This window comes from Flavobacterium daemonense (genome assembly GCF_007341385.1).
Lineage (GTDB): Bacteria > Bacteroidota > Bacteroidia > Flavobacteriales > Flavobacteriaceae > Flavobacterium > Flavobacterium daemonense.
Genome location: NZ_VJYD01000006.1, coordinates 141,380 through 153,845, shown reverse-complemented (window position 1 = coordinate 153,845; position 12,466 = coordinate 141,380). Strand labels below are relative to the sequence as shown.

General features: G+C 31.5%; 9 protein-coding genes. 6 read left to right on the top strand and 3 right to left on the bottom strand.

Annotation, left to right across the window (positions count from 1 at the left end; genetic code table 11):
* Positions 1-165 precede the first annotated feature (165 nt).
* Together FND99_RS09930 and FND99_RS09925 are read left to right on the top strand one after the other, a co-directional pair.
* Positions 166-615 (top strand): hypothetical protein, encoded by a 450-nt coding sequence (locus tag FND99_RS09930; protein ID WP_144337835.1) that lies wholly within the window; start codon positions 166-168, stop codon positions 613-615.
* A 152-nt stretch (positions 616-767) separates the two neighbouring features.
* Positions 768-2,546 (top strand): AMP-dependent synthetase/ligase, encoded by a 1,779-nt coding sequence (locus FND99_RS09925; protein WP_144337834.1) that lies wholly within the window; start codon positions 768-770, stop codon positions 2,544-2,546.
* A 202-nt stretch (positions 2,547-2,748) separates the two neighbouring features.
* On the opposite strand, the gene FND99_RS09920 is transcribed toward FND99_RS09925, so the two are convergent.
* Positions 2,749-3,234: a hypothetical protein gene (locus FND99_RS09920; protein ID WP_144337833.1), complete on the bottom strand. Its 486-nt coding sequence runs from the start codon at positions 3,232-3,234 to the stop codon at positions 2,749-2,751.
* A 1,475-nt stretch (positions 3,235-4,709) separates the two neighbouring features.
* On the opposite strand from FND99_RS09920, the gene FND99_RS09915 reads away from it, so the two are divergent.
* Positions 4,710-5,888, top strand: coding sequence for an IS3 family transposase (locus tag FND99_RS09915; protein WP_144337832.1), 1,179 nt, complete (start codon positions 4,710-4,712; stop codon positions 5,886-5,888).
* Positions 5,866-6,459: an IS3 family transposase gene (locus tag FND99_RS09910; RefSeq protein ID WP_144337831.1), complete on the top strand. Its 594-nt coding sequence runs from the start codon at positions 5,866-5,868 to the stop codon at positions 6,457-6,459. The genes FND99_RS09915 and FND99_RS09910 overlap by 23 nt, the downstream gene beginning before the upstream one ends.
* 410 nt (positions 6,460-6,869) lie before the next feature.
* Here FND99_RS09910 and FND99_RS09905 read toward each other — a convergent pair whose 3' ends face one another.
* Together FND99_RS09905 and FND99_RS09900 are read right to left on the bottom strand one after the other, a co-directional pair.
* Complete coding sequence (locus FND99_RS09905; protein ID WP_144337830.1) at positions 6,870-7,757, bottom strand: hypothetical protein; 888 nt, start codon at positions 7,755-7,757, stop codon at positions 6,870-6,872.
* On the bottom strand, positions 7,750-8,769 hold the full coding sequence (locus FND99_RS09900; RefSeq protein ID WP_144337829.1) for a hypothetical protein: 1,020 nt from the start codon (positions 8,767-8,769) through the stop codon (positions 7,750-7,752). The genes FND99_RS09905 and FND99_RS09900 overlap by 8 nt, the downstream gene beginning before the upstream one ends.
* Before the next feature lie 720 nt (positions 8,770-9,489).
* On the opposite strand from FND99_RS09900, the gene FND99_RS09895 reads away from it, so the two are divergent.
* Both FND99_RS09895 and FND99_RS09890 read left to right on the top strand, forming a co-directional pair.
* On the top strand, positions 9,490-9,948 hold the full coding sequence (locus FND99_RS09895; protein ID WP_115888678.1) for a MarR family winged helix-turn-helix transcriptional regulator: 459 nt from the start codon (positions 9,490-9,492) through the stop codon (positions 9,946-9,948).
* A gap of 54 nt (positions 9,949-10,002) precedes the next feature.
* Positions 10,003-12,393, top strand: a complete 2,391-nt coding sequence (locus FND99_RS09890) for a 3-hydroxyacyl-CoA dehydrogenase/enoyl-CoA hydratase family protein (protein ID WP_144337828.1) — start codon at positions 10,003-10,005, stop codon at positions 12,391-12,393.
* Positions 12,394-12,466: the final 73 nt, after the last annotated feature.

Sequence of the window (12,466 nt, the reverse complement as noted above, 5' to 3'; positions counted from 1 at the left end):
TTGTGTTTGTTATTTAGCTAAGTATGAGCAACGAATGATCATTAAATAAAAAATATCATTCTTCTATTTAGGATTGCTTTTTTGTACAGAAATTTGAACTATATTCGCCAAAAGTTCAAGCCACTGAATTTTTAAAAGCCCCAAAAACACTTAATCCTACATAGAATGAAAGCAATTCGTTTTTTAATTATTACCTTAATTTTGATTTCTGCAAAATCGTATTCTCAAGTTGAAGTAAACCCAATAAAATATAGAGAACGCGAACGTTTTATTACCACAACAATTGGCTATCCGGCTCCTGGAACTTATGCACCGGCAGGACAAAAAGAACCTATTATTTTACTAAATCCAGACGGAACTGGCGTTTTTCAGTATGACGATTTAAGCAAAAAAAAGATCAACTGGGGAATCGAATGTACTGAAGAAGGCGTTCCTATTTTCAAAGAAGGTTTCAACAGTGCTTCATACACGCTTTGGTACAGAACCAACGATAGCGAAGAATGGAACTACACACAATTTTCGATTCATTTTGCCAAGAAAAAGATGTTTATCATGGGCGAAAGAGTGAAAGATTATGAAGAATATAATGATCTTGGAAAGACCGCAAACAAATAAATAATTTGTAATTTTTTCGAAAATTTACTACAAAAAAGAAAAAGTTTTCGTTGATTTTTAAGAGTCCCTATAAATTTTCCCATAAAATTCCACAAAATTAAAAATTATACCTATTTTTTATTTAATTTGCGATAAAATTCAATATATTAAACATGGTTTCAATCACACGCCTTTTTGATTTTCCCTATTATCAACAAGAAACTTACAACCTTCCGGTTGCCTTAGCAACTAAAAAAAACGGAGTCTGGGAAAAAACATCTAGCCAGGAATATATTGCAAAAGCAAATGCTGTTTCAAGAGCATTATTGCGCATGGGCATTCAAAAAGATGATAAAATTGCCCTGATTACATCAAATAACCGTACAGAGTGGAATATCATGGACATTGGTATTTTGCAGACAGGTGCGCAGACGGTTCCTATTTACCCAACAATTTCTGAAGAAGATTACGAATATATATTAAATCACAGTGGCAGTATGTACTGCTTTGTATCTGATGAAGAAGTGCTTCAAAAAGTACGACTTATTCAAGCAAATGTGCCTACTTTAAAAGAGGTTTACTCATTTAATGAAATTGCAGACTGCAAGCACTGGACTGATTTGATTATTTTAGGCGAAGACGAAAGCAATCAAAATGAAGTTGAAGCAAGAAAAGACAGCATTCATACTGACGATTTAGCGACAATTATCTATACTTCTGGAACAACTGGAAGACCAAAAGGCGTTATGCTTTCGCATAAAAATATCGTTTCGAATGTTATCGACAGTTCGCCAAGAATTCCGTTTGATCCGGGAAAAAGCACAGCGTTGAGCTTCTTGCCTATCTGCCATATTTTTGAAAGAATGATCTTGTACATTTATCAATATTATGGAGTTTCGGTTTATTTTGGAGAATCAATTGATAAAATCAGTGACAACTTAAAAGAAGTGCGTCCAACTGTAATTACTGCTGTACCAAGACTTTTAGAAAAAGTTTACGATAAAATTTACGCAAAAGGAGCTGAATTAACCGGCATCAAGAAAAAACTGTTTTTCTGGGCTATTGATTTAGGTTTACGATACGAACCATACGGAGCAAATGGTGCTTGGTATGAATTTCAATTAAAAATTGCCCGCAAATTGATTTTCAGTAAATGGAAAGAAGGTTTGGGAGGAAATTTAGATTTGATGGTTTCTGGAAGTGCCGCTTTACAGCCACGTTTGACTAGAGTTTTTGCTGCTGCAGAAATTCCAGTTATGGAAGGTTACGGATTATCTGAAACTTCTCCGGTAATTGCGGTTAACGACCAAAGAAACAGAGGTTTCAAAATTGGAACTGTTGGAAAAGTAATTCGCAACGTAGAAGTTAAAATTGCCGAAGACGGCGAAATTCTTTGCAAAGGACCAAACGTAATGTTGGGTTATTTTAAAGATCCTGAAAAAACGGCTGAAGCTTTGCAAGATGGTTATTTCCACACGGGAGATATTGGAGAAATCGACAGCGAAGGTTTCTTGAAAATCACCGATCGTAAAAAAGAAATGTTCAAAACATCAGGAGGAAAATATATTGCACCACAAATCATTGAAAATGCTATGAAGCAATCTCGTTTTATTGAGCAGATTATGGTAATTGGTGATGGCGAAAAAATGCCGGGTGCTTTTATTCAGCCAAATTTTGAATTCGTGAAAGAATGGGCAAAAATCCACAAAACTGCTTTAGGAAAAACGGATAAAGAAATCAGTGAAAATCCAGAAGTAATAAAACGTATTGGCGAAGAAGTGGACTCAATTAACGAAAAATTCGGAAACTGGGAAAAAATCAAACGTTTTGAGCTTACGCCAGATGTTTGGTCAATAGACGGCGGACAGCTTACTCCTACTCTAAAATTAAAACGTAAAATCATTAAAGAAATCTATAAAGATCTTTACGCTAAAATCTACGATCATAATTAATCAAAGTAATATAACCAAAAGAAAAAGGCTGTCTAAATTAGACAGCCTTTTTTAATTGTGCAAACACCTATAAAAAATATTTGCAATGTTTTAGTTTCACGCAGATTTAGCAGATTTGAGCAGATTTTATAAATAATCCTTTTAATCCTAATAATCTGTGGCTAAAAAAACTTTGCGCCTTAGCGCCTTTCTGGCAAAAGGCTTAGAAAAACAAGCTTTTAAAATCTAGAAAGAAACTTCTTTTCTTAGACTTTCTTTCAAACTTTTCCTTTTCAAAAACTGCGATCGTTTTCTCGATCCGTTTGATTGGCTTTGTTTCCATAGTTTTAGAATGTTCGTAAAACTTTTTGAAAGGACGCAATTCAAAATCAACCAAAATCGCCGCCATATTGATAGCGTCAATGTTTGACGGATCTGTTTCGCCTTTAAAGAACGTTTCGATCGGTCTGAACTTATCTTTCTTCTCCTTGAACTTATTCTTTTTAGTATGATCGAAATCCAATCCCAAAAAATTACTGAAGACGTTCAAGTCCTCTTTTGTTGGGTTATTTTCGAAAATCAACCAGCACAAATCACGAAGTTTTCCACGAGAAGGCTGGAACAAATAATCAAAGTGTTTCCCTTCTTTTTCGATTTCGTATTTTTTTCTAATTGCGTTTTTATATTGTTGTAATGTATTGTTTTGCATGGTATTTTGATTTTGTAATTCTTGGGAATCTCAGGAAATCGAAGGCTTTTCTAAGAAATCCAATATCACAAAAGTTCAAAAGCACCAATGCTTTACCAGAGAAATATCTCTAAATGATATATATAATTTTCCTAAAATTCACCTTTCCTTTCCATAGGTTAATAAGCTCCAAATCCATCTTCCTACTCGAGGCAAATGGCGACTCATTAAATTCCACTTTATCTGTTTGACCACTATAGTCTGACCTAAGTCCTATTTTTTGATTCATCCTTAAATTTTTTTTTAGTTTCTGAGGGACTAAGATGCTGAGATACTAAGTTTTTTCTTTTAGTACTCTGAACCTTTGTCACTTTGTTTCTTTGTTCCTTTTTCACTTGCCGTTAAGGCATAAAAAAAGCACCCAATTAAAGGTGCTTCATAACAAATACGATATAACTATCCTATTGCCTATATTGATGCACCGACATGTAAAAGCATTCACGATCCGAAATCGAGGCTGCTAATCCTGGGTTGTGTATGTATAATTTAAAACTCATTTTATTTATTTTTTAATTGTTATTGTTATTGCTATTGTTATTGCAATTGATATTGTTGTTGTTGTTTTATGAAACGCTTTGTTTCAAATTTGTTAGGCAAAGATATGATGAAAAAAATCATATTTCCAAATCTTTTTTAAGATTAATTTTCTGACTATCAATTAGTTATGTATAAAATTTACACAAAGAAATTCCTGTCCGCAAACTGATGCAGATTTCTATTTTATATCAAATGACTGTTGCTCATTAGATTACGTTCCAAGACTATATTTCGCTATTTTGATAAATCATTAAACATTTTGGTCAATTATTTTTTTACTTTTTTTTCAATTAGTATGTCATTTCGACGAAGGAGAAATCTTCGCAAGTAACTCCGCAACGAAAATCCAATCTTTGTCGAGCTTCTCGTGGAGATTTGCTTCGCCTGTTCGTTATCACTCGAGTCTCCTTCGTCGAAATGACAACAAAAACAAAAAAAGCGTCCTAAAATGAGGACGCTTTTCTGTTTTATGATGAGTTTGACTCTAAATTTTACATTACATTTTCATAAATATACATATAGCACCCTGCGCTTTCAGCTGGAATGTCTCCGGCTAAACGTTCAAAATTTTGGTTTACTGAAAGTGTCATATCTATTTTTTCTATTTTTAATTACAGATACAAATGTAGTATATTTTGTGATAATTTAACAAATATTGAATGAAATATATTTTTTATAACAATTATACCAATTGATACTTGAAGTGTTTATTGATATAATTTTTCTCTGATTCTCTATTAAAGCTTGAATTGCTTTTCATTATTTGCAAGGGTGGAACGCTCGCATGAGCGGGGGCAGAGATTGAAAATCTTCGTTATCAAAGTTTTGTCTTTTAATATGTTGTAATTTAGATTGTCATTTTTTTGCGATAAGATTGATTAATATTAGTACTTAATAATATGAATAAAAATTCCAGACATTACGACCCCGTCTTCAAAGAGAATGCAGTTCTATTAAGTTATGTAAGAAATACGGTTTCAGAAACTGCGAATGAATTAGGTGTCAATCCGAAAATGCTTTCTAAATGGCGAAGTACTTATTCTAAATTTGCAAAGGGAAGTTTTCCTGGTCTAGGCCGAAAAAGAGTATATTATGAAAACAAGGAAATCTATGAATTAGAAAAGAATCTTGCAGACTCTAGAATCCGTTTAGAAATACTGGAAAAAGGGCAAAAATATATGCATCAAGGCAAACATGTACTTTGTAATTTTATACACCAAAACAGAGATAAATATCCTTTGTACAAAATGTTCGAGGTCTTAAGGGCTTCTCATTCTACTTACGATTTATGGACAAAACAGCCTTTTTCAAAAACAGAAACCCGTGTTTATCTACTTAAAAAAGAAATAAAATCTATATTTTTTGAATTCGAACAATATAAAGGAGTTGTTTTTATAACGAGAGAACTACACGATCGTGGATTTCAAATTTCTGAAGGACAGGTATCGTTTTGGCTGAAAGAGCTTGGTTTGAGAAGTAAAGTAAAAAAGAAATTCAAAATTACAACCAATTCACAACATAATTTATGTATTGCGCCAAACATCTTAAACAGGCAATTTAAAGTCGATAAACCTTCCAAAGTATGGGTTTCAGACATAACTTATATTCAGATTGATAAAAGATTTTCATATCTCACTGTTGTCATGGACTTGTATGATAGAAAAATAATTGGCTGGCATTTGAGTTCTGGACTTTCTACTAAGGTTACAACTTTACCAGCTTTTGAAAAAGCAATAACTAATCGTGCCGTTACAGAAGGATTAATATTCCATTCTGATAAAGGAATTCAGTATGCAAATAAATTGTTTACTAATAAATTAGTTGAATATAATTGCAAACCAAGCATGAGTCGAACGGGAGATAGTTATGATAATGCTGTTATGGAAAGTTTTTTTAATACTTTAAAAAGAGAAGCCATTTATAAACAGAAGAGATTATTAACGACAAGTGAATTGAAAATCGTTATACTTGAATATATTGAAAATTGGTATAATAAAAAAAGAATACATTCCAGTCTTAATTACAAGTCACCTGAGGAATTTAATAATATTAGTCATGAAAAAGAGGATACATTATAACCGAGATTTCAAATTAAGGGCTATTCAACTAAGTTATGAAAATGGAAGTGTAACTCAGACGGCGAGAGATTTGCAAATAAGTCTAAAATCGCTGTCATTGTGGCGAAATATTTTAAAAAAGAATGGAAGTACAAGCTTTCCAGGTAAAGGAAATTCAATATCAAGTTCTGAAGAAAAAAAGATTAGAATTCTTAAAAAACAGATTAGGAATATAAATCTAAAGTTTGAAATTATCAGAAATGCTAGGGAGTTTATTATGCATGACAAATCTTTAATCTTTCAATTTATTGCCGAAAATGAAAAGAATTACCCTAAAGAATTAATGTGTAAAACATTGGGTACAAACACAGTAACCTATCAAGCATGGAAAAAAGGTTTTCTCACAAAAAAGCAAAAATGTAAAAGTAATTTAAAATATGAGATCAATTCCATCTTTGTTGCATCAAGAGAAACTTATGGATGTTATCGTATCGCAGTAGAACTTGAAAAATGTGGATATTTAGTATCACCCATTACAGTACTTCGATATATGAGAGAATTAGGCATTTACGTATCAATAAAAAAAAAATAGACATGTAATTAATAATTAACGAATTATTACAAATTCTTATTTGTAGGTTTATTTGTCTTATTATATTAGAAATGAAACTTTAAATGACTTCTTTACTTTTTGTTGTTTTTTATTTTTGATAAAAAATGTCAATTATAAGAAGTCATATTGATTTTAAAAATGTAGAGAAATTAGTTCAAATCGAAGCCCAAAGAAAAAAGATGCTTTGGCAACGAAAAGAAAAAAAGCTATTAATAGCTTTAATACTTCTTTTTCTAATAATTATATTTTTAATATCATAACCTCCTGTCTGTGCGAACGTTTCAATAGCGCTCATATATTTTTTGAAGTTGGTTACTTTTAAAAGCGTGACGTTCGCAACAACAGGGGAATCTACTAGCTTTGCATCTTTTTAAATTTTGGAAGTCATACTAACTATCTAAATCAAACTTTAATATTTCAAAAAGAATAATTGCAACCCAATTAATGCCATTATCAATTAATGGTTTAAAGAATTGATCTGGATATAAAACTTCAGTGGTCTTTAAATTTTCTTTCCATGTTCCTTGCAAAAAGTGAAAATATCGATTCCTTACTTCTATCATAAACTCATAATAACCAATAAAAGAAATTTTCACCTCTTCATTTTCTGTGGCATCTTCAATATTCTTTTTATCAATAATTAATGAACTATACGTTTTATAATATTTCTCCTTTAACTCTTCAACATCAATTAAATCAAGATTTATAGATATTGATGTTTTAAAAAAGTCCTCTTCTTTATAAACTTCACAGATAAATTTCTTAAAAAAAGCAAGTTCACTTTCTTTTGATTTACTAAAAAATTTTTGAAGCAGATCATATGATTTATTGTAATCTTTTAATTTTGAAGCAAATATTAAAGGTAGACTATAACTAATCCCTTCAATTACCCTATATAAGTAAAAAAAAGATTCTAAAAAATTTGCAGATTTATTAGCAATCAAACATTTAATTAATTCACATTCGATAGTTTCATAAAATTTCTTATTTCTTCTAGCTACTTTAAAATAACTATTTAAATGAGAAATTTTCACTTCTTCAGGAAATAAATCTGTAAAAATAGATTGTTTTAATACGTCATTATCAATGTAAGGGAATTGAAAATAATTTGTTCGAAACTTATGATTTTTCTCTAAAAATTCATCTGTACAATTTATAGTTCCTGATAATAATCTAAAAATACCTAATAAAGGATTTCTATTTTCGCTAGCATTAAGATATTTATTTTTAGAATTTGCACGAATTAAACTTTCGTTATACTTATATCGCTTATTCATTTGTTATCGAACTAAAATGTTCCAACAATTCAAGTTCGTCATATTCCTTTAACTTAGAAAATCTCTGAAAATATTCGCAAGTCAATTCTCTTCTAAATTTTCCTAATTTAATTTTTGAAGGATTAAAATCTGAAAAAGCTTTATCAAATTTCTGAATAGTTTCTGTAAATTCTTCTTCTGTTAATTCTAAAACTAATTCATATGAACTTCTCATTCCAACAGCAAAACCAACTAAATTATTTGCTTGTTTTAACCATTTTAAAGAAACAGGATTATGTTGAAATTTTGAAATAGCCAAAAGTACATTGTGAAAATCTGAATAATTATTTACAGGGTCAGCGCTAATAATCTTACTGACTAACAATTCATTCATCTTTTCTTCTATAATTTTCTTATTATCAATTAGAGGACTATTAGCCATATAAGCTAAATATGCTTGAATTAAATCAGATTTATTAAAAGACTTCTGATCTATTTTTTCTGCTCTATCCTTTTCTGATTGAACTCTAATACCCATAGCTTCAAAATTATAGTTAGCCATCATTACTTCAACTTGATGTCTTGGAGTCATAGGTTTTTGTCCATTATTAAGAGTAATCATTCTGTACAAAAGTTTATCGACAGAATTACTAAAAATCACATTAACATATAACTTCTTTTTTTTGTCTAGATATTCCGAATCTCTAAGTCTTTCTAAAGTATTTAATCTTTGAATACCATCTAAAACAAATGATTCTTTAAAGTTCGTATTAAAGAAATTTAACACGTCATCTGTTGTTGATTTATCATTAATTGTTTCATCAACATATGCAATTGTTATTGCAGGCATTATACACCCCTTTTCAATATCCTTTTCTAATTTTTCATAAAACTTTTTATCTTGAAGTTTTCTTTGAAAATCAGTTTTATTAATAAGGGGAATTAACTTATCTAGTGCTTCTTCATAAGTAATAGCGCCAGTAGCGACAACTCCATTGATCACATAATCAAAATCTTTATCAAAAATCTCCATATTTATAATTTAAAAATTTGCAAAACTATTTTGTCAAAGATATATTAAATCTTTATCCTACATTTAATGCTTTGAAAAAACAAATCAAACTTTTCAGTTAATTTATTCCTATTTGTCATTTTAATGTATTTTTTTATTAAATTTTATTATTTCTAATAAAAAATCAGTGTTCAAGTTTGTATTGTATATAAAAGGAATATCAATGCAACGGTCTGGAGAAGCAAATCTTTAAAGACGACTTCTTAGTTCTATACCAAAATGTATTTCAATATCTTTTTCTTCTATTTATTTTAATTTTCAACTTTTTCTTTTATGTTCGTTTAATCCACAAACAAAAAACCTACAAACCAAATACAACCCCCTGATTTCAAAACAACAGATTAGAGGCACTACTGTGCGCCTCTACAATTTAAAAATTTCCAAAAACAACCATAGCAAACCTCAAACCAAGTCAATTTCAAGACACTAACCACAAAACAACACTAAACTAAACGCATATTTTTTTGAATAATACCGAATTAAACCTCGTTTTAAAATCAAAAAAGATTTTTTAACGCATGAATTTTGTTAAAATTTCAAAAAAGAATAGTATATTTCAGTTAAAATTTAACCACAAAACACTGAAAACCAAAGACATTTTTTAATTAACCAAAAATTTATTTAAAAATAATATGCATGCATAGTATTTTTTAATTATATTTGAAATCGATATAGTTACCTATGAAAGACAAAACGATAGATTATATTTTGAGAGCGACATGGCAAGCTGTTTCAAGAATGTACAACGAAGAAGCTGCAAAGTACGATGCAACAATGGCAACGGGATTTGCACTTTTAAGCATGGACAAGGAAGAAGGAACACCATCGACCGCTTTAGGCCCTAGAATGGGTATGGAAGCTACAAGCTTAACCAGAACGCTCAAATCTATGGAAGAAAAAGGTTTAATTGTTCGCAAGAAAAACCCAAGTGACGGCCGAGGCGTATTAATTTACTTGACCGAATTTGGAAAAGAAAAAAGAGATTTATCTAAAAATACAGTTCTGAAGTTTAATGAAACCGTTAAAAAACATGTTTCGGAAGAAAAGCTGAAACATTTTATCGAAGTTTCTGAAATCATCAACGAACTGATTCACGATAAAAACATATTTAATCAAACAGAAAATACAGAAAATGAATAGTATTTCTTTTAAGAGATAATTCAGATTCTGGCAAAAAACAAATATTAAGTACCTATGAAACGCACAATTAAAAAAGTTGCTGTAATTGGATCCGGAATTATGGGTTCAGGAATAGCTTGCCATTTTGCCAATATTGGTGTTGAAGTTTTACTTCTTGACATCGTACCGCGCGAATTGACCGAGGCTGAAGCTAAAAAAGGATTAACTCTTGAAAGTAAAGCTGTTCGCAACCGAGTGGTAAATGAGCACTTGGCGAATTCATTAAAATCGAAACCATCTCCTATTTACAGTCAGAAATTCGCAAATAGAATTACGACTGGAAATACGACTGATGATATGGCAAAAATTGCCAATGTTGATTGGATTATTGAGGTTGTAGTGGAACGTTTGGATATCAAAAAATTGGTTTTTGAACAAATCGAGAAATTCCGCAAGCCGGGAACTTTGGTTACTTCAAACACTTCTGGTATTCCAATTCATTTTATGAGTGAAGGAAGAAGCGAAGATTTCCAACAACACTTCTGCGGTACTCACTTTTTTAACCCTGCGCGTTACTTAAAATTATTTGAAATTATTCCTGGTCCAAAAACTTCAACTGAAGTATTGGATTTCTTAAACGAATACGGATCTAAATTCTTAGGAAAAACATCTGTTGTTGCTAAAGATACTCCGGCGTTTATTGGAAACAGAATTGGTATTTACGGAATCCAAAGTTTATTCCACCTTGTAAAAGAAATGGGATTAACGATTGAAGAAGTTGATAAATTGACTGGTCCGGTTATCGGTCGTCCAAAATCAGCTACTTTCCGTACCGTTGACGTTGTTGGTTTGGATACTTTGGTACACGTTGCTAATGGTATTTACGAAAACTGCCCGAACGACGAACAACACGAATTGTTCAAACTTCCTGATTTCATCAACAAAATGATGGAAAATAATTGGTTAGGAAGTAAAACTGGACAAGGTTTCTACAAAAAAGTAGATAAAGATATTCTTTCTTTAGACTTAAATACACTAGAATACCGCGCTGCGAAAAAAGCAAATTTTGCTACGCTTGAACTAACAAAAACTATTGATAAACCAATCAATCGTTTTAAAGTTTTAGTAAAAGGAACAGACAAAGCGGGAGAATTCTACCGTAAGAGTTTCGCTGGGATGTTTGCTTACGTGTCAAACAGAGTTCCTGAAATCTCAGACGAATTATACAAAATTGACGATGCCATGAAAGCTGGTTTTGGATGGGAAAATGGTCCATTCGAAATCTGGGATGCTATTGGTGTTGCAAAAGGAATTGAAATCATGAAAGCTGAAGGTTTAGAGCCTGCTGCATGGGTTACTGAAATGTTGGCTTCTGGAAGCGACAGTTTCTATACTGTAAAAGAAGGAGCTACTTATTTCTATAACATTCCGACAAAATCACAAGTAAAAGTTCCTGGACAAGATTCATTCATTATCCTAAACAACATTCGCGAAAGCAAAAAAGTTTGGAGCAACAGTGGTGCAATCATTCAGGATTTAGGAGACGGAATTTTGAATTTAGAATTCCAATCTAAAATGAATACAATTGGTGGTGACGTATTACAAGCTATCAATAAAGCAATCGACTTATCTGAAAAAGAATATCAAGGTTTAGTTATTGGAAACCAAGCAGCGAATTTCTCTGTTGGAGCTAATATCGGAATGATTTTCATGATGGCAGTTGAGCAGGAATACGACGAATTAAACATGGCTATTAAATTGTTCCAAGATACAATGATGCGTGTTCGTTATTCTTCTATTCCAGTTGTAGTTGCGCCTCACGGAATGACTTTTGGCGGTGGATGCGAAATGAGTTTACACGCTGATAAAGTTGTAGCTGCAGCAGAAACTTATATGGGATTAGTTGAATTTGGTGTTGGTGTACTTCCTGGTGGTGGTGGATCTAAAGAAATGGCTTTAAGAGCTTCAGATTTATTCCGCAAAAATGATGTGGAGTTGAACGTTCTTCAAGAGTATTTCTTAACTATTGCTATGGCTAAAGTTTCGACTTCTGGTTATGAAGCTTTTGATACTGGACTTCTTCAACATGGAAAAGATATTATCGTAGTAAACAAAGATCGTCAGATTGCTGAAGCTAAAAAACATGCATTGTTGATGGCAGAAGCAGGTTATACTCAGCCAATCAGAAGAAACGACATTAAAGTTTTAGGAAAACAAGCCTTAGGTATGTTCTTAGTTGGAACTGACCAAATGCAGGCTGGAAAATACATTTCTGAGCACGATAAGAAAATCGCTAATAAACTGGCTTATGTAATGGCTGGTGGTGATTTATCTGAAGCAACTTTAGTATCTGAACAATATTTATTAGATATCGAACGTGAAGCTTTCTTGAGTTTATGTACTGAGCGTAAGACTTTAGAGAGAATCCAATATATGTTAACTAAAGGAAAACCGCTTCGTAATTAGAGAATAAGATGAAAGAAGCAAGAAACAAGACTTCAAAACAAAGTTTTGTCTTTTCTCTTGCCTCTTTCTTCTA

Coding starts and splice junctions, on each gene's coding strand:
- FND99_RS09930 (WP_144337835.1), top strand. CDS start 166: ATGAAAGCAATTCGTTTTTTAATTATTACCTTAATTTTGATTTCTGCA.
- FND99_RS09890 (WP_144337828.1), top strand. CDS start 10,003: ATGAAACGCACAATTAAAAAAGTTGCTGTAATTGGATCCGGAATTATG.
- FND99_RS09915 (WP_144337832.1), top strand. CDS start 4,710: ATGAATAAAAATTCCAGACATTACGACCCCGTCTTCAAAGAGAATGCA.
- FND99_RS09910 (WP_144337831.1), top strand. CDS start 5,866: ATGAAAAAGAGGATACATTATAACCGAGATTTCAAATTAAGGGCTATT.
- FND99_RS09905 (WP_144337830.1), bottom strand. CDS start 7,757: ATGAATAAGCGATATAAGTATAACGAAAGTTTAATTCGTGCAAATTCT.
- FND99_RS09920 (WP_144337833.1), bottom strand. CDS start 3,234: ATGCAAAACAATACATTACAACAATATAAAAACGCAATTAGAAAAAAA.
- FND99_RS09925 (WP_144337834.1), top strand. CDS start 768: ATGGTTTCAATCACACGCCTTTTTGATTTTCCCTATTATCAACAAGAA.
- FND99_RS09900 (WP_144337829.1), bottom strand. CDS start 8,769: ATGGAGATTTTTGATAAAGATTTTGATTATGTGATCAATGGAGTTGTC.
- FND99_RS09895 (WP_115888678.1), top strand. CDS start 9,490: ATGAAAGACAAAACGATAGATTATATTTTGAGAGCGACATGGCAAGCT.